Source organism: Variovorax sp. LjRoot130, from assembly GCF_964253755.1.
In the GTDB taxonomy this organism is placed as follows: domain Bacteria; phylum Pseudomonadota; class Gammaproteobacteria; order Burkholderiales; family Burkholderiaceae_C; genus Variovorax.
In genome coordinates, this window is sequence record NZ_CAXURM020000001.1 from 1,400,041 (window position 1) to 1,417,079 (window position 17,039).

General features: G+C 68.3%; 12 protein-coding genes. 6 read left to right on the forward strand and 6 right to left on the reverse strand.

Going from position 1 to position 17,039, the window contains the following annotated elements; translation table 11 throughout:
* Nucleotides 1–40 precede the first annotated feature (40 nt).
* Nucleotides 41–6,007: an alpha-2-macroglobulin family protein gene (locus ACSQ86_RS07075; protein WP_436308659.1), complete on the reverse strand. Its 5,967-nt coding sequence runs from the start codon at nucleotides 6,005–6,007 to the stop codon at nucleotides 41–43.
* Nucleotides 6,008–6,093: 86 nt separating this feature from the next.
* On the opposite strand from ACSQ86_RS07075, the gene ACSQ86_RS07080 reads away from it, so the two are divergent.
* The 4 genes from ACSQ86_RS07080 to ACSQ86_RS07095 all read left to right on the forward strand — a co-directional run bounded on the left by ACSQ86_RS07080 (nucleotide 6,094) and on the right by ACSQ86_RS07095 (nucleotide 9,761).
* Nucleotides 6,094–7,338: a glycosyltransferase family 4 protein gene (locus ACSQ86_RS07080; RefSeq protein WP_436303126.1), complete on the forward strand. Its 1,245-nt coding sequence runs from the start codon at nucleotides 6,094–6,096 to the stop codon at nucleotides 7,336–7,338.
* 48 nt (nucleotides 7,339–7,386) lie between these two features.
* Nucleotides 7,387–8,538: an OpgC domain-containing protein gene (opgC, locus tag ACSQ86_RS07085; protein WP_436303127.1), complete on the forward strand. Its 1,152-nt coding sequence runs from the start codon at nucleotides 7,387–7,389 to the stop codon at nucleotides 8,536–8,538.
* A gap of 95 nt (nucleotides 8,539–8,633) precedes the next feature.
* Nucleotides 8,634–9,143 carry a nuclear transport factor 2 family protein gene (locus tag ACSQ86_RS07090; RefSeq protein ID WP_093106725.1) on the forward strand — a complete coding sequence of 170 codons (510 nt, stop codon included), beginning with the start codon at nucleotides 8,634–8,636 and terminating at the stop codon, nucleotides 9,141–9,143.
* A gap of 156 nt (nucleotides 9,144–9,299) precedes the next feature.
* Nucleotides 9,300–9,761, forward strand: a complete 462-nt coding sequence (locus ACSQ86_RS07095) for a two-partner secretion domain-containing protein (protein ID WP_436303128.1) — start codon at nucleotides 9,300–9,302, stop codon at nucleotides 9,759–9,761.
* Between the two features lie 234 nt (nucleotides 9,762–9,995).
* Here ACSQ86_RS07095 and ACSQ86_RS07100 read toward each other — a convergent pair whose 3' ends face one another.
* From ACSQ86_RS07100 to ACSQ86_RS07110, 3 genes are read right to left on the reverse strand one after another with little or no spacing between them, the layout of a single operon-like run.
* Nucleotides 9,996–10,745 (reverse strand): SGNH/GDSL hydrolase family protein, encoded by a 750-nt coding sequence (locus ACSQ86_RS07100; protein ID WP_436303130.1) that lies wholly within the window; start codon nucleotides 10,743–10,745, stop codon nucleotides 9,996–9,998.
* 2 nt (nucleotides 10,746–10,747) lie between these two features.
* Entirely contained in the window at nucleotides 10,748–11,506 is a 759-nt protein-coding gene (locus ACSQ86_RS07105) for an anti-sigma factor (RefSeq protein WP_436303131.1), read from the reverse strand.
* Between the two features lie 19 nt (nucleotides 11,507–11,525).
* Nucleotides 11,526–12,101 (reverse strand): RNA polymerase sigma factor, encoded by a 576-nt coding sequence (locus ACSQ86_RS07110; RefSeq protein ID WP_436303132.1) that lies wholly within the window; start codon nucleotides 12,099–12,101, stop codon nucleotides 11,526–11,528.
* Between the two features lie 150 nt (nucleotides 12,102–12,251).
* Between ACSQ86_RS07110 and ACSQ86_RS07115 the strand changes: the two genes are divergently transcribed.
* Complete coding sequence (locus ACSQ86_RS07115) at nucleotides 12,252–12,800, forward strand: DUF3455 domain-containing protein (RefSeq protein WP_436303133.1); 549 nt, start codon at nucleotides 12,252–12,254, stop codon at nucleotides 12,798–12,800.
* A 53-nt stretch (nucleotides 12,801–12,853) separates the two neighbouring features.
* On the forward strand, nucleotides 12,854–14,152 hold the full coding sequence (locus tag ACSQ86_RS07120; protein WP_436303134.1) for a hypothetical protein: 1,299 nt from the start codon (nucleotides 12,854–12,856) through the stop codon (nucleotides 14,150–14,152).
* Nucleotides 14,153–14,192: 40 nt separating this feature from the next.
* Here the strand turns inward: ACSQ86_RS07120 and ACSQ86_RS07125 are convergent, their stop codons facing one another.
* Both ACSQ86_RS07125 and ACSQ86_RS07130 read right to left on the reverse strand, forming a co-directional pair.
* Entirely contained in the window at nucleotides 14,193–15,659 is a 1,467-nt protein-coding gene (locus ACSQ86_RS07125; protein WP_436292577.1) for a rhomboid family intramembrane serine protease, read from the reverse strand.
* A gap of 4 nt (nucleotides 15,660–15,663) precedes the next feature.
* Nucleotides 15,664–17,037 (reverse strand): UDP-glucose dehydrogenase family protein, encoded by a 1,374-nt coding sequence (locus tag ACSQ86_RS07130; protein WP_093106700.1) that lies wholly within the window; start codon nucleotides 17,035–17,037, stop codon nucleotides 15,664–15,666.
* Nucleotides 17,038–17,039 lie beyond the last annotated feature (2 nt).

Genomic DNA, 17,039 nt, shown 5'->3' on the forward strand with positions numbered 1-17,039 from the left:
GCTTGCTCAGGGCGCCATGTCGGCATGCGCGGGCCACTCTTCACTTCGCCGCCTCCACCTTCACCCGCCCATTCGGCACCTCCCCGAACATCTCCGGCGCATACAAGGCCTCGACCCGGCTCGGCGGCAGCGCAAAGTCCCCGACGTTGTTCAGGCGAACCGTGTACTCCATCTTCACCACCCCCTTCGGCAGGTGCTGGTAGTAGCTGCGGAAGGCCTCGAAGCTGCGTTCCTCGAAAGCCGGCCAGCCGGCGCCGGAGCGCTTCTCGCCCTGCGTCGCGATCTGCGAATCGCGGCCCAGGCCGCCGCCGAGGATGGTGGCGCCGCCGGGGATCGGGTCGGTGATCGCGACCCAGGTCATGTCGGCGCTGGCGTTGACTTCCAGGCTCACGCGCAGCACGTCGCCGCGCGTGTAGATGCCCTGCACGGCCTGCTCGACCGGGGTGATGGTCTTCTTGATCGCATAGCCGGCCGCGAAAGGCGCCTTGAGCTGCACGGCAGCGATGGACTGCAGCGTGAGCCAGGGCTTGCCGCTGCCGGACTGCGTGACCAGCAAAGTGTCGCGCGCCGCGTTCGATGCCGGCCAGGGCAGGAACATGGCGTTGTTGCGCAGGTTGCCCGGCGAGGCGGGGGCGCCGAAGGCCGTGGTCTGGTTCGGCGCGCCGCCGGCGTCGCTGGTCTTGATGCGCTCGACCTTGCGCCAGTCCACCTGGGCCTTGATGGCGCCGAGGTTGGCCGCGGTGATGCCCGCGACCGGCGCGCTTTCGAACTGCTTCGAGAATTTTTCCAGCGCCAGCCCGCCCCACAGGTTGGCGGTGGTGGTGTGCCACGCGCCGTTCTGCTGGCGGCCGATGAAGCCGGTGGCCAGCTTGCCGATGTCGTCCTTCCAGGCCGGATCGTCCAGCACGGTGAGCAGCAGGCGTGCGGTGTTGACGTCGCCGTTGGTCATCAGCCACCACCAGTAGTCCTCGCGCTCGGTGCTGAAGACCAGCTTGGTCCCTTGATAAGACAGGCGCGCCTTGAGCACGTTGTCCGCCTCGGCCATGCGCTGCTGGCGCTGCGGCACGTCTTGCACGCGCTTGAGGATGTTGAGCCAGTCGATGACGGCGCTGGTCGGCCACTGGTTGGGCGCGATGGTGATGCTGCCGGCCATGCGGCCCTGCGCCTTGCCGTAGCGCGAGAGCGCTTCCAGTGCGGCGAGCTTGCGCACGTCGAGGTCCTTCTGCGGGCTCCAGAACTCGCGCTGGATCCTGCCTTCGACGAAGGCGATCAGGCCCTGCTCCATGGGCGCGCGCGCCGTATCGGGCAGCGCGAAGGCCGGATCGAGCGCCGCCGCTTCATGCGTGGCCGCGAGCAGGTAGGCCGTCAGGATGTCGCTGCCGCGGTTGGCTTCACCGTCGCGCGGCGGGAAGTAGTTGGCCAGGCCGTCGCTGTCGAGGTAGCTCGGCAGCTGCGCCACCACCGTCTGCCAGGCCTTGCCGTCGCGCAGGCCGATGGACTTGCTGGTCTTCTGCTCCAGGCAGGCATAGGGGTAGGCGGCGAACCAGTCGCGCACGCCCGTCAGGCCTTCGGCCAGCCGGGGCTGCAGGGAAAGCTTCAAGCCGCCGCGGCCGGGCAGGGCGTCGGCGGGCGGCGCCACGTCGAGCGTGAAGGGCCCGTCGAGCTGCACCAGCGTGGCCTGCTGCACCGTCAGCGGCACGCCCGGCACGATGCGCTGGCGCAGCTTGAGCGCATCGCGCGCGCCGCCGATCGTGTCCTTGGCCTCGATCTCCCACAGCAGCGCCTCGGCGCGCGTCTGCGCGAGCTGCGCGGGCGCGGTCACGCTCCATGCGAGCTCGCGCGCCTCGCCGGGCGGGATATCGACCGTCTGCGCCTCCAGCTTGAGGAGCGTGGCACGCGGCGTGGCTTCGACCTTCATCGCCTTCTGCGTCGTATTGCGCAGCGTGATCTGGGCGCGGAACTGGTCGTCCTCGCGCACCAGCGGCGGCAGGCCGCTGACGATCTGCAGGTCCTGCGTGGCCTGGATCGAGGTCTGGCCGGTGCCGAACAGGCCGGTGCCCGCGTCGGCCACCGCGACGATCTTGAAGGTGGTCAGCGCGTCGTTGAGCGGCACCGTCACCGTGGCCTGTCCGTTGGCGTCGAGCACCACCGCCGGGTTCCACAAGAGCAGGGTGTCGAGCAGCTCGCGCGTCTGGCCCTTGCCGCCGCCGCCGCCCGCGGGCACGGCCTTGCGGCCGTAGTGCCGACGGCCGACGATTTCCATCTGCGCCGTCGAGGTGCTCACGCCCCAGCTGCGCCGCTGCAGCATGGCTTCGAGCAGCTTCCAGCTGTCGTTGGGCATCAGTTCCAGCAGCGCCTGGTCGACCGCGGCCAGCGCCACCTCGGCGCCGGCGGCTGGCTTGCCGTCGGGCAGCTTGGCCGAGATGGTGACCAGCGCCTTGCCGCGCACCGGATAGCTGGGCTTGTCGCTCGACACCTTGACCTCGATCTGATGCGCCTGCGTGCCGACGCGGATCTCGGCCAGGCCCAGCCGGTAGGCCGGCTTGCTCAGGTCGACCAGCGCGGTCGGCGCCACGTACTCCTTGCCCTCGTACCAGAAGGCGGTCCACCATTCGCGCGGCGCCTTGAAGCCCCAGGTGAAGAAGCTGTACCACGGCACTTCGCGCAGCCGGCCGCGCAGCGCGAGCACGCTCACGTAGGCGTTGGGCCCCCACTCGGGCTTGACCCGCAGGCTCACCGTCGGATCCTGGCCGTTGAGCTGCACCACCTGCGTCTCGATCACGCCCTCGCGCTCCACCGACACCAGCGCAGTCGCAAAGCGGAAGGGGCTGCGCACCTGGAACTTGGCCGTCTCGCCGGGCTGGTAGCTCTTCTTCTCGGGCAGCACGTCGATGCGGTCGTGGTCCTCGCCGCCGAACCAGAGCTCGCCCTGCTTCGTGACGTAGACCGAGCTCGCGGCGCGGCTGTCGCGGCCGTCTTTGTCGGTGGCGCTGGCGATCAGTTCGACCTGGCCGGCTTCCTTGAGCTCGGCCTCGCACAGCAACAGGCCGCGCGCATCGCTCTTGCCGCTGCACACGGTGCCGATCTCCTTGACCTCGGTCTTGTTGTCATAGGTGTAGAAGCCGCCCACCATGCGCTTGCGGCTGGTGGTGGTGATGCGCGCGATGGCACGCACGTTGAGCGTCACGCCTTCCTGCGGCTTTCCGCTCAGTCCAAGCGCCAGCGCCTGGAACTTGAGCTTCTGGCTGGTCGAGACCCAGCCCTCGGTCTTGATGCCGGCGATCACGGCCGCGGGCCACAGCGTCTGCACGCTGCGCAAGGTCTGCACCTCGCCGTTGGGGTCGGAGTAGGTGGCTTCGAGCAGCAGCTCGCGCGGCGTGGCCTTGGCAACGGGAATCTTCTCGATCGTGAGCTTGCCGGCGCCGTCCTTGCTGAGCGTGAGCGGCAGCTTGTCGGCGATCACCCGCAGGTCCTGTGCGGCCGAATCGGATTCGTCGGCGTCGACCGCGATGAGGCCATCCTTGCGCGGCGGCGAGAAGCTGAAGGCGTCGAAGTCGGCGAACGAGAGGCTTTTGGCTCGCACCGCCGCCGACACGCGCACCGGCAGGTTGGCCGCGGCGCCGCCGGCCACGTAGTTGATCTGCACCTCGGTGGGCAGCGAAGTCGCGGCCACCAGCGGTTTCTTCTCGCTGGGCGCGATGCGGCCTTCGAGCACTGGCAGGCGGAACTCCTCGACGCGGAACTGGCCGGTGCTGGAGCTGCGCATGCCGCCTTGGTCGCCGTCCGTGCCTTCCTTGCCGCTCTTGAGCTCGACCTGGTAGACGCCGAGTTTGGCCGCGGACGGAATCGCGAAAGTGTTCTCGCCGCTCTGCCCGCCGGTCGCGGTCTTGCGCCACTTGAGCGGCTGGGTGTACTGCTGGCCGCTGCCCACATGCGTCACGACCAGCGTGTCCGGCAGGGTCTGCGGCAGCCCGAAGCCTTTGCTGGTCTGGGTGCGGATCAGGTGCTTCATCGACACGGTTTCGCCGGCGCGCAGCAGCGTGCGGTCGAACACCGTGTGGGCGACGCGGTCGGGCTGCGGCTCCAGGCTGGTCGGCACGTTGAAACGCCAGGGCTCGATGCCGCGCTGCCAGTCGCTCCAGGTGAAGGCGAGGTCTTCCACGCCCTTGTCGTCCTTGGCGCGGGCGCTCACGAAGTAGGCGTCGCCGCTGTAGTCGTCTTCGGTGGAGCAGCTCGGCGCGTTCGGCGCGATGCCGGCGAGCTGCACCAGCCCGCGCGCATCGGTGCTGCCCGCGGCCACCTCGCGGCCGGTGCAGTCCGAGACGCGCACGGCGGCGTTGGCCACCACCTTGCCCTTGTCCAGCGTCGTGACCCAGGCCACCGCGTTCTCGCGCCCCAGCTTGAAGTGCACCGCGAGGTTGGTGGCCAGCGCCGTGGTGCGCACGTACATCGTGCGGCCGGTGCCGTAGCGCTCGTCGAGCAGCGCGTCGCCGAGTTTTTGCGATGCGATCTCGAGCACGTGGAAGCCGGGCGTGAGCGGGATGCCGATCACCTCGAAGGGCCGCGGATCGCCGCCCTCGGCCTTGGGCATGTCCAGCGTCTTCACGTTGGCCTGGCCGCCGAGCAACGAGACCATGCGGGTCTGGATGCGCTCGCGCTCGTCCTTGTCGATCACCTTGGGCAGCGCACCCTTCACGTCGCGCGCGGCCTCCTTGCGGTCGATCGTGTAATTGCTGTCATAGCGCCGGACCTTGCGGAACCACGCGATGATCTCGGCGTCGGTCTTCGGGTTCATGTCGCTGACCTTGCCCGGGGTGAGCGCCTGCACCTGCAGCGCGGGCTCGACGCGCCGCACCGTCACCGGCATCAGCGCCGCGCCGCCGGGCTCGGCCAGGCGCTCGACCACGCCGAAAGGCGAGGCGGCGAACTTGGCCAGCGGCGGCATGGCGCCGGTCGCGACCTTGAGCGGAAAGCTGTCGGGCGAGGCCAGCGCGCGGCCCGAGGCATCCACGAACTTCGCCGGCAGCTCGATCGTGAAGGGCGTCTGCTCGGCGAAAGGCGGTGGGAAGCTCACCGAGTCGACCACCGCATCCTCGGCGGCGTTCTCGTCGTCGAACTTCGGCTTGATCGTCTTGCCGCCGCCTTTGAGCGTGATCTGCGCCGCCAGCTTGCGCGACACCGGCGCATTGAACTGCAGCACCATCGGCTTGAGCGGCAGGCAGGCCGACTGCGCGCTCTCGCGCTCGCAGCTGAAGGACACGGCGAAGGGCTCGCGCACCTGGAAGCTGAGCCGCCGCTCGATGTTGTTGAGCACGCCCGAGGGCGTGGCGACGCCCTTGCCGTAGACCAGTTGCACGCGGCCGCCCGGCGTCAGCGTGCGATTGCACTGCAGCGTGACGAAGTGCAGCGGCGTCTTCTCGGCTTCCTTGTCGCGGCTGAAGGCCTTGAGCAGGGCAGTGCGCTGCTCGCCCTCGACGAGCTTGACCGGAATGCGCTCGCCGACGCCGTCGGCCTGGCACCAGACGTTCTCGCGCACGCTCTCGAGCGTGGCCGGCCCGTTGAGTTCGAGCATGAACTGCTGCTCTTCGTCGATCTTGCCGTAGCTCGGCTGGTGGTTGCGCACGAAGGGGCCGCCGCTGTTGAACTGGTAGCGCTCCGGGCCGGTGAGGTCGGCGCCGGAAGCCGACTTGAACGAACTCACCCGTGTCACCGTGCAGCGCACGCCGGGCGGCAGGTCGTTCTCGAAGTCGTACACCCACTGCTTCTCGCCGGCCCAGCGACCGGTGCCCTTGGCCGCCTGCGCGTCGGTGCAGCTCACGGCCAGCGGGGCGGGTGCCTTGGGGTCGCCGAAGTTGACGGCCGCCTGGTCGAACTTGGCCACCACCTGCCGGATGCGCGCCACCTCGCCCTGCGGCGTGAGGCTGGTGATCTGCAGCGCATGGGCGCCGAGAGAGATAAAGGCCAGTGCGGCGGCCGCGAGGGCACGCGTTGTCGTTCTCGTTTTCAACAGACTTCTCCTTCGGGGCGCGAGCGTAGCGCAACTCGGCGCGTTCGCCCCTGGCACGCCATAGGCCTCCACTATGATCGATCGATATGAAACTGTTGTTGAGCCACCCTGCAGGCAACCAGAATGTGCGCGCAATGCTCGATGGCTTGGAAACAGCCGGCATGCTGGCCCGCTTCTCGACCACGCTCGCCGTATCGCCGGACAGCTTTGCACTGAAGCTGGTGCCCGAGGGGCTGAGCCGCGACCTGCTGCGGCGGCGCTTCAAGGTGCCGCGCGAGAAAATCCTCCAGCACCCCTGGCGCGAGGTAGCGCGGGCCCTGTGCAACAAGGTCGGCTGGAGCTATCCGCTGCGCCACGAAAATGGCTTTGCCTCGATCGACGGCGTGCTGCAGGATTTCGATCGCTTCACCGCCGGGGTCTTGCCGGGGGTGCACCGGCAGCACGGCCTGGGCGCCGTCTACACCTACGAGGACTCCGCCCTCGACACTTTCAAGGCTGCGAAAGCGCTGGACCTGAAATGCGTCTACGACCTGCCCATTTCCTTCTGGGAAGTAGGTCGCCGGCTGATGGAGGATGAACTGCAGCGCCTGCCGGCCTGGGCCGGCGCCATGGGCGGCGGCATGTCCGACTCGCCGGCCAAGCTGGAGCGCAAGGCGCAGGAGCTGGCGTTGGCCGACCTGGTAGTGGTGCCCAGCCGCTTCGTGGCCGACTCGCTGCCCTCCTGGGCCGCGCAGAAGGCCAAGGTGCTGTCGCCCTTCGGCTCGCCGGCAACGACCGGCACGCCCTCGCGAGAGGCGCCCGATCCGTCGCGGCCGCTGCGCGTGCTCTTCGTGGGCTCCATGGGCCAGCGCAAGGGCCTGGCCGACCTGTTCCAGGCCATGCAGCTGCTCAAGGGCGAGAACATCGAGCTCGTCGTCATGGGCTCCCTGCTCAACGACCTGGCCTTCTACCGCAGCCAGTACCCGGGCTTCACGCACGAGAAGGGCCGCCCGCATGCCGAGGTGCTGAAGCTGATGCGCAGCTGCGACGTTTTCTGCCTGCCCTCGCTCTACGAAGGGCGCGCGCTGGTGATGCAGGAGGCGATGAGCCAGGGCTTGCCGGTCGTCATCACGCCCAACACCGGCGGCGAGGATCTCGTGATCGAGGGCAAGACCGGCTTCCTGGTGCCCATCCGCTCGCCCGAGAAGATCGCCGAGAAGCTCGCCTGGTTCAACCAGAACCGGCAAGAGCTTCCCGCGATGAAAGAGGCGGCGATGCAGCATGCGGCCAGCTACACATGGCAGAACTACAGCCAGGTCGTGATCGACGCGATCCGCAAGCTGGCGCCGTAGCGAATCCACCTGCCTGACCGCCGAGCAATGACGCCCGGCACCCCTCCGATGAATCGCTACTGGGAAATCGATGCGCTGCGCGGCTTGATGCTCGTGCTGATGACGGTCACCCACCTGCCGACGCGCTTCACCGATCCGCTGGGGCAGCCCTTCGGCTTCGTCTCGGCGGCCGAGGGCTTCGTCCTGCTGTCGGCCTTCGTCGCCGGGCTGGTCTACACGCGCATCGGGCAGCGGCAGGGCGTCGATTCGATGCGCCGCGCCTTCTGGCGGCGCGCGCTCAAGGTCTACATGGCGCAGGCGGCGACGCTGTTGTTCCTCTTCACCATCATCGGCACGGTCGGCACGCGCATCGACCAGCCGGCTGTGAAGAACCTGCTCTCCTACTACCTCGCGGATCCGTCCGAAGCCTTCGTCTTCTCGCTGCTGCTGGTGTACGAGCCGGCCTTGCTCGACATCCTGCCGATGTACATCTTCTTCATGCTGATGAGCCCGTGGGTGCTGGCCTTCGCGCTGCGCCACGGCTGGACCGGCGTGGTGGTCGCCAGCGCGACGCTGTGGGCGCTGGCGCAGTTCGGGCTGAGCGAGCGGCTCTATGAGCTGGCGGTGCGCTATCTCGGCCTGCCCGTGCCCTTCCACGAGATGGGCGCCTTCAATGCCTTCGCCTGGCAGTTCCTGTGGTTCGCGGGGCTGTGGATGGGGGCGAGCCGCAACGCGCCCGATGCGAAGCCGTTCCGGTTCCCGAATTGGCTGGTGGCGCTGGCCGCGGCGGCAGCGTTGTACGGCTTCTGGTGGCGGCACCACGGTATCAATGGCCAGGCGCCCTTCGGCGGCGACGAGCAGATGAACCTGCTGTTCGACAAGTGGCAGCTCGGGCCGCTGCGCATCGTCAACCTCGTGGTGCTCGGCATCCTCGCAGTGCGCTTCGGGCCGGCGTTCATGCGGCGCATCCCGCGAATGCGCCGGCTCGAAGCCATGGGCTCGGCATCGCTGCCGGTGTTCTGCGCGCACCTGGTGGCGGTGCTGCTGGTGCTGGCCTTCTATGGCGACAGTCAGACGGCGCGGCCTTGGTGGGGCGATGTGCTGCTGCTGGTGGCGGTGTTCGGCTGGCTCTACGCAGTTGCACGCACCGCGCTCTGGCTGGGGCGCCGGGCCCGGGCCCGGGACAAGAACGACGACGCTCCCACCGTCTGGCCGGACTGAGCATTAGTTCACGCAAGTCGATGGAAATTTCGGCACGCGCGTGGGACGGGCCGAGCCGTGCGCCGGTTCGCGACAACATCGCGGGGAGGAGAAATATGACCATCGAACTGAACGCAAGACCGCTGCGGGCCGGCGGCTACCTGTTGGCCATGCTCGCGCTCGTGGCCTGTTCGCCGCGCGTGCCCAGCAAGCTCGACGAGCCCATGATCCAAAGCCTCACCAGTGCGGGTGCACGCGCGGCCGCGCAGCGTGATGCCACTGCCTTGTGCAGCCAGCTCACCGACGACGCAAAGATCCGCCTCGTGGAGGTGCGCTTCACGGGTTCGGACATCAAGCGCTTCGATAAGCCGCAGTGGTGCGAGCACCTGAAGCTAGGCTACGCGGCCATGCCTGCCAACGTGGAGGTGAGCACCAGCGTGAACCTGCGCTCCATCGCCATCGCAGCCGACGGCAAGAGCGCAAGCCTGGAGGCGGATGTCATAGAAGAAATCAACCTGGGCGGGCGCGGCCTGCGCATGACCAGCCAGCAGAGCGCTACCGTGGTGCTGGTGGCGGGGCAGGCCAAGTACGCGGAGGTGAGTGCGCGTATCACAGGCGGGCAGTGAGCTGAGGCCATCGCGGCTCGGCACTTCGGCGCTAAGGTGGCGCCGCGACAATTGATCAGATTCCCTCGGGCAGTCCCAACCCAGAATCGCGCCTGTTCCGGCGCGTGAAGGAAGCGCAGCCGGATCCGGCTGCGCTCTTTCAGGGACGGAACAACAATGAACAAGCGATTCCATCGCGTGGTCTTCAATGCCGCGCGCGGGCTGAGGGTGGTCGTGCAGGAGACTGCACGCAGGGCGGGTGGGGCGCCGATCGTGGTGGCGCTGCTCGCGGCGGCGCCTGCATCGGCCCAGATCGTTGGAGCACCCAACGTACCAGGCCACCTGCGGCCCACGGTGCTGGTCGCGCCCAACGGCGTACCCCTGATTAACATCCAGACCCCCTCCGCGGCCGGCGTCTCGCGCAATCTCTTCAACCAGTTCGACGTCCAGCGCGGCGGCACGATCCTCAACAACAGCCGCACCGATGTGCAGACGCAATTGGGCGGCTTCGTCCAAGGGAATCCCTACCTGGCGACCGGGCCCGCGCACATCATCCTCAACGAAGTCGTCAGCGGCATACGCAGGGCACCGAGCAGGGCATCGAGGGCCAGAACATCGCCATCAGCACCGGTACGCTGACCAACACCTCGGGCGCCATCTGCGCCGACGTCAACACCACCATCACCAGCGGCGGCACCATTGCTGCCGGCAACACCGTCACCCTGGAATTCATCTGGAGCGGCAATGCTGCATGCGGTCTGGCCGTGACGGATGCCACGGGGCCGGATGCGCCGGTTCCTGTGCTGCCTGCGGAAGTGATCGAGGACTGTCTCGCACCAGGGTGAGCGCCACTTTCCTGCTGGAGCAATCGGACTAGGGCACAACAGCAGAGGCCGCCGCGGGCAGGTGCCCCGCAATCACCGACCGCCACAACCTGTACCCCTCGTCATTGAGATGCAGCATGTCCCCGCGGAACAACTCCGCGCGCGGCCTTCCGTCAGCACCGAGCATCGGCGTATAGATATCGATGGATTCGCTGTTCGGCAGCCGATTCAAATACGCCCCGATGATGTCGTTGGTCTCGCGCATCTGCGGCAGTAGCTTCTCGCGCGAGGGGCTGGGCTTGATCGAGATGTAGCTGATGCGCGTGTCCGGCAGTTCGGCGCGCACGGCGTTGGCGAAGCGGGCAAAGCTCTCCAGTATCTGCAGCGGCGAGTGGCCCTCGGCCAGGTCGTTGTCGCCGGCGTAGACCAGTACGTGGCGGGGCTTGTAGCGCACCACGAGTTCGCGGGCGAAGTAGCTGCAGTCGGCCATGGTCGAGCCGCCGAAGCCGCGGTTGATGACCACCGGCAATTGCGGGAAGTCCTGCGCGAGCCGGGTCCAGAAACGGATGGTGGAGCTGCCGACGAAGAGCACGCCGCCTTCGCCGGGCGGGTTCTGCTTGTCGGCACGGGCGAAAGCGGCGAGCTCGCTCTGCCAGCGGCTTTGGGCGGCAAGGTAGGCCTGCGAGGGCGCCGTGTCCGTGGCGGTGGGCTGCGCCTGCGATGGGAGCGCCGTCAGCAGCAACAGCAGTGCGAGCGGAAGAAGAAGGGCGAAGCGGGTTGCGGCAACAACAAGAGTCATCGTCAAAGCGTCTTCTCGATCAGCGGCCCCTTGAAGAGCACCGGCCCCGTCGGCCCGCGCTCGCTGGGCACGCCGCCCTTGGGTTCGAGGCTGATGGCCAGCGCCGGTACGGAGCGCACGTCGGCTTCCTGCGCCGTCAGCTTGAGCGCCGCGTCGCGGCCGAGCACGCCGAGCGATCGCGGCGCGCCGCCGGGGGGCAGGGCCCACAGTTGCAGCGACTTGTCTTCGCCTTCGCGGTAGGCGCCGACGCGTTGCAAGACCAGCTGGCGGTTCTTGGGGTCGAAGGTCACCAGCATGGAGGGCGCCGCCTGGTCGTCCGACAGCACGGCGACGTACTGCACGGCCGGCGCGTTGCGCAGCTGTTCGCTGAGGTTCACGCCGACCAGGACGGCCATCACGGTGGCGAGTGCGCCGGCCGCCGCCGCGCCGCGCCAGAGCGCCAGGCTGCGCAGCCAGCCGGCCTTGGGCGGCGCCGCTTCGGGCGTGGCCGGCACGGCGCGCTGGCGTGCGATGGCCTGCTGCTCTTGCTCGGCGTCGATCAGGTTGCGGATGCGGGTCCAGACGGCGGCATCGGGCACCACCGGCTTTTGCAGCTCGGCCATGCTGGCGAGCCGGCCTTGCCAGACCAGCGCGGCGGCGCGCACCAGCGCCTGTTCGCGCGCGATGGCTTCGAAGCGCCGGCGGGCGCCGCCGCGCAGGGTGCCGAGCGCATGGCTCGCGGCCAGCAGGTCGAGCAGTTGAGGGTTGGCGGGCAGGTTCATGGTGCTGCGGCTGTCTTCTTCATGCGAACCGGTGCATGCAGGTGCGAAGTTTCTCCAGGCCGCGCCGGATCCAGGTCTTGACGGTGCCCAACGGCAGCTTCAATTGCTCGGCCAGTTCGCCGTGGCTGAGGTCGCGCAGATAGGCCAGGCTCAGCACCTCGCGCTGCCGGCCTTCGAGTTGGCTCAGGCACTGGTGCAGCGCCCAGGCCTGCTCGCTGGCGTCCGCGGCGTCCATCGGGTTCGGCGCATCGGACTCGAGGGTGTCGGCCATCAGCTCGTCGAATTCCTGGGTCAGCTGGGCACGGTCGGCGGTGCGGCGGCGCAGCAGGTCGAGCGAGCGGCTGCGCACGATCAGGCCCAGCCAGGCCAGCGGCGGGCTCAGCGAGCTGCGGTAGTCGCCGGCCACGCGCCAGATGGTCAGGAAGGATTCCTGCAGCACGTCCTCGGCCCACTCGCGCTGCCGCACGACGCGCATCGCCAGGCCGAAGAGCTTGGGCGCGGTGCGGTCGTAGAGCAGGCGCAGCGCCGCTTCGTCGCGCCGGCCGATGCGGTCGATCAGTGCCATCAGTTCGGCGTCGGGGCTGGGTGCACTCATGCGCGGATTGTGGAGCATCGGTTGTCATAGGGACGATACGGCCGCGGCAACCCGACGGATTCAAGGCGGGCTGAATCCAGCAGCGCCGATGCCGCGTATGAGCGGATGAGCTTCCCCTCCCTCATCACCCTCAGACCAAAGGAATCGACCATGACCATCCGCAGCCTCTGCGCCCTCGCGGCCGCCGCCAGCCTCGCCGCTTGTTCCGGCATGGGCATGAACAGGCCCATGATGTTCTCGCAAGCCAGCCTGCCCGATAGCGTCAAGGTGCCGACCGGGCACCAGGTCGCGATGGAAACGGTCGGCGCCGGCGACATCAGCTACGAATGCCGCGTCAAGGCCAACGCCCCCGGCCAGCACGAATGGGTCTTCGTCGGCCCCGACGCCAAGCTGATGGACCGCGGCGGCAAGCAGGTCGGCAAGTACTACGGCCCGCCGGCCACCTGGGAGAGCATGGACGGCTCCAGGCTCACAGGCACGCAAGTCGCCGTCGCGCCCAACGGCACCGGCAACATTCCCTTCCAGCTCGTGAAGGCCAACCCGGCGATGGGCAGCGGCGCGATGCAGGGCGTGAGCTACATCCAGCGTGTCGCCACGCAGGGCGGCGTGGCGCCGGCCATGGCCTGTGGCGCGTCGTCGTTGGGCCAGAAGCAGGTGGTCAAGTACCAGGCCGACTACATCTTCTATCGTGCGATGTAGGCGGTTGGCAACAACACGAAACATATACTGGGCGCTCCCTTGTTGGAGCGCCCATGCAAGAGCAAACAAGCCCTGCGCCTCGCCCGTTCTGGCACCGCCTGAACACTTTCTTCGCCTTTCCCTTCCAGCTCCAGCCGCTCGGCTATGCGGCGCTGCTGGCGCTCAGCAGCCTGCTGTTTCACGTGGTGTTCTTCCTGCCGCAGGCGCTGGTCCTGCTGCTGGTGGAGCTCGGCATCGTGCTGGCGGCCAGCCGCTACGGCTTCAAGGTGATGGCGCTCGGCGCGCGCGGCATCGTGCGCGCCAGCGATTTCCCGCGCAACCTCGAGGACGAGTGGACGAACCTGCCCTGGAAGCTGTTCGCGTTGCTGGTGCTGCAGGGCGTCGTGGCCGGCTTCGTCGGCGCCTGGAGCCAGGTGCTGGGCTACGTCGCGCTGTTCGTGCTCTCGTTCACGCTGCCTGCGACCACGATGGTGCTGGTGCAGTCGGGCAGCTTCTGGCAGGCGCTGAATCCGGGTTATGTGTGGGAGACGATGCGCGCGGTCGGCTGGCCTTACGCGCTGCTGTGCGTGTTCCTGTTCCTGCTGAACTCCGGCGCGCAGATCGCGATCGTCATGCTGCTGCCGGTGATGAGCGGCTGGTTCGCGCTGCCGGCCATCAACTTCGTGATGATCTATTTCAGCTGGGTCATGGCCAGCCTGCTGGGCTATGTGATGTACCAGAACCATGCGGCGCTCGGCATCGACCTGCTGCCGGGAGCCGGCGCCGACGACCATGCGCTCGACACGCGCACGCCGGCGCAGGTCGCCCAGCAGATCACCGACTCGCTGGTGGCGCAGATGGTGACCGACGGCGACATCGTCGGCGCGCTGGCGCTGGCCTACGAAGAGCAGCGCACGCAGCCGGAGGATCTGGTCGCGCAGCGCCGCTACCACCGCATCCTGCTGCTGGCGCCGGACAAGACGGCCACGCTGCTGGACCATGGGCGGCGGCTGATCGCGATGCTGCTGGCGCGCGATCTCGCCTCGGAGGCGCTCAAGGTCTACAAGGCCTGCCGCGAGAAGGATCCTGCCTTCGTGCTCGAGGACCCGCTGGGCACGATGGCGCTGGCGCGCGCCGAGTGGCGCAACGGCGAGGCGAAGGCGTCGCTGGCGCTGCTGTCCGGCTTCGACAAGCGCTTTCGCGGGCATACCGCGATTCCGCAGGCCTACGAGCTGGCCGCGCGCGTGCTGGTGCAGGGGCTCAACCGGCGCGACATGGCGCAGCCGATCCTGACGACGCTGGAAGCGCGCTATCCCGAGAGCGAGCAGACGCAGGAGGTGCGCTGGCTGCTGCGGGAGGTGCCGCAGGGTTGAGAGGTCTTGCTCCCTCCCCCAGAGGGAGAGGGGAAAAAAGTCAGCCCTTCTGCAGCATCCGCGTCACCATGTCCTCGGGCGCCAGCCGCAGCAGGTGCGGCAGCCAGCCGAGCGCCTGCTCGCGCCGCCCGGCCTGCATCAGCCCGTTGGCGCAGAGCGAAAGCGTGTCGGCCAGGTCCGGATGCTCGGGCGCAGTCTTCAGCAGCGCCTGGCACAGCCGCTCGGCATCGGTGAACTGCTGAGCGCGCGTGAAGCGCCGCGCGAGCCGCGCCATGTCGTCGGGCTTGAGGCGCGCGCCGGGTTTGGCGTGGTCGAGGTAGGTCTTGTAGCTCGCATGCTGCAGTTCCAGCGTGGCAGGGTCCTGCGGCTTGAGCCGGAAGATGCGGTGCGCCGCGCGATGGAAGTCGTCGCCGGCGGGCCAGAGCTTCGCGGTGTTGAACCAGGCGCGCAGGGTGTCGGCGTCGTCGGGCTGGAGTTGCGCGGCCGCGCGCCATTCGGCACAGGCCGCTTCGAATTTCATCTCGCCTGCGAGACGGCGTGCCGACGCGACGTGCTGTGCAAAGGCGTCCGGTGTTTTCGAAGCCGGCGCCTCGGGCAGTTGAAGCCGGCGCCAGCGCATCGCCGCGGCCATCAGCAGGGCACCCGTCAGCAGACCGCCCAGGTGCGCCATGTAGGCGATGCCCTGGCCGCCGACGAAGTGCTGCAGCAGCTCGTTGGCGATCCATGCGGGTAGCAGGATCAGCGCCGGCGCGGTGACGTAGTTGAAGTAGAAGAAGAGCTGGTAGAAGAAGCGGATGCGCCGCAGCCGGTACATCACCGCGTACATGCCCATCAGCGCCGACACCGCGCCCGATGCGCCGAGGCCATAGCTGCCCTTGCCCGCATAGGCCCAGGCCGCCAGCGCCGACGCGCCGACCGCACCGAGCAGATAGAAGCTCAGGTAGAGGCCGCGGCCCAGTGCGAGTTCGACCGAGAAGCCGAACAGGAACAGAAAGAGCATGTTGCCCAGCAGGTGGCCGGTGCTGCCGTGCAGGAAGGCCGAGGTGATCCAGGTCCAGGGCTCGAAGGCGGCATCCTTGTTGTGGTCCTGCGACCAGCGCGTGGTGAAGGGAGCGGGCAGCTCGGCCTCGTACTGCTGCCGGTCGCGCTTCCACTGGGCGTACTGTGGATGGGCGGGCGTGATCACCGCGTCGCCGTGCAGCTTCTTCAGGAAGACTTTCTCCTGCTGCAGGCCTTCGAGCAGGGGCTCGAATTCGCCGCGGGCCAGCAGCCGCCGCGCCGCCGGCGCGTTCGCCGAGCGGGTTTCCTGCAGCCAGGCGACGAAGGGCGGCAGCTCCAGCTTGGGCAGCACGCTTTGTACGTAGAACTGCGCGGCGCGTTGCTCCGCCTTGTCTTCGGCGCGCTGCGGCCCCCAGAACACGAGCATGTTCACGAGGATCAGCAGCACGGTCATCCATGGCGGGTTGCGCCAGGTCGGCCGGCTCTCGAGCGGGATGGCGTAGAACAAGGCGCTAGAGGCTGTTGCGCCCGATGCCCTGGTAGACGACGCCTGCTTCCTTCATCGTGCCGGGCTCGTAGAGATTGCGGCCGTCGAAGATCACCGGCGACTTCATCAGCGCCTTGAGCCGCTCGAGATTCGGACTGCGATAAGCCTTCCACTCGGTGACGATGATCAGCGCATCCGTGCCGGCCAGGGCCTCCATCGGATCCTTGGCCGACGAGAAGCTGATGCGTTCGAGCAGCGCCGGCGCATCGGCGAAGTCGAGCTTCAGCACGCGCCGCGTCTCGTCGACCGCGATCGGGTCGTGCGCCACCACGCGCGCGCCGGCGCGCAGCAGCGCGTCGATCACCACGCGGCTCGGCGCCTCGCGCATGTCGTCGGTGTTGGGCTTGAAGGCCAGGCCCCACAGCGCAAAGGTCCGGTCGCTGAGGTCGGGGCCGAAGCGCTCCAGGACCTTGCGGGTCAGCACGCGCTTCTGCTCGTCGTTGACGGCCTCGACCGACTCGAGCACGCGCAGCGCCTGGCCGTTATCGCGCGCGATGCGCGTCAGCGCCTGGATGTCCTTGGGGAAGCAGCTGCCGCCGTAACCCGTGCCCGCGTACAGAAAGCTGTAGCCGATGCGCGGGTCGGAGCCGATGCCCTGGCGCACCGCCTCGATGTCGGCGCCCACGCGGTCGGCCAGGTTGGCCAGCTCGTTCATGAAGCTGATGCGCGTGGCGAGCATCGCGTTGGCAGCGTACTTGGCGAACTCGGCGGACTTCACGTCCATCACGCGCGTGCGCTCGTGGTTGCGGTTGAAGGGCGCGTAGAGCTTGCGCATCTCGGCCAGCGCTTCGCGGCCGGTCTCGTCGTCGCTGTAGCCGATGACGATGCGGTCGGGCCGCATGAAGTCCTCGACCGCCGCGCCTTCCTTGAGGAACTCGGGGTTGCTCACCACCGAGAAACGCAGGTCGGAGCGGCCGCGCTTGTCGAGCTCCTCCTGGATCACGGCCGTGACCTTGTCGGCCGTACCTACCGGCACCGTCGACTTGTCGACCACGACCTTGAAGCCGTTCATGTACTTGCCGATGTTGCGCGCCGCGGCCAGCACGTACTGCAGGTCGGCGCTGCCGTCCTCGTCGGGCGGCGTGCCGACGGCAATGAACTGGATGTCGCCATGCGCCACCGAGGCCTCGATGTCGGTCGAGAAGGCGAGCCGCTTCGCCGCAACGTTCGACTCGACGAGCTCGCCGAGGCCCGGCTCGTAGATCGGAATGCCGCCTTCGTTGAGCGTCGCGATCTTGCGCGGATCGACGTCGAGGCAGAACACGTTGTTGCCGATGTCCGCCAAACAGGCGCCGGTGACGAGACCGACGTAGCCGGTGCCGATGATGGTGATGTTCATGG

Coding starts and splice junctions, on each gene's coding strand:
- ACSQ86_RS07080 (WP_436303126.1), top strand. CDS start 6,094: ATGAAACTGTTGTTGAGCCACCCTGCAGGCAACCAGAATGTGCGCGCA.
- opgC (WP_436303127.1), top strand. CDS start 7,387: ATGAATCGCTACTGGGAAATCGATGCGCTGCGCGGCTTGATGCTCGTG.
- ACSQ86_RS07090 (WP_093106725.1), top strand. CDS start 8,634: ATGACCATCGAACTGAACGCAAGACCGCTGCGGGCCGGCGGCTACCTG.
- ACSQ86_RS07095 (WP_436303128.1), top strand. CDS start 9,300: ATGAACAAGCGATTCCATCGCGTGGTCTTCAATGCCGCGCGCGGGCTG.
- ACSQ86_RS07100 (WP_436303130.1), bottom strand. CDS start 10,745: ATGACTCTTGTTGTTGCCGCAACCCGCTTCGCCCTTCTTCTTCCGCTC.
- ACSQ86_RS07105 (WP_436303131.1), bottom strand. CDS start 11,506: ATGAACCTGCCCGCCAACCCTCAACTGCTCGACCTGCTGGCCGCGAGC.
- ACSQ86_RS07110 (WP_436303132.1), bottom strand. CDS start 12,101: ATGAGTGCACCCAGCCCCGACGCCGAACTGATGGCACTGATCGACCGC.
- ACSQ86_RS07115 (WP_436303133.1), top strand. CDS start 12,252: ATGACCATCCGCAGCCTCTGCGCCCTCGCGGCCGCCGCCAGCCTCGCC.
- ACSQ86_RS07120 (WP_436303134.1), top strand. CDS start 12,854: ATGCAAGAGCAAACAAGCCCTGCGCCTCGCCCGTTCTGGCACCGCCTG.
- ACSQ86_RS07130 (WP_093106700.1), bottom strand. CDS start 17,037: ATGAACATCACCATCATCGGCACCGGCTACGTCGGTCTCGTCACCGGC.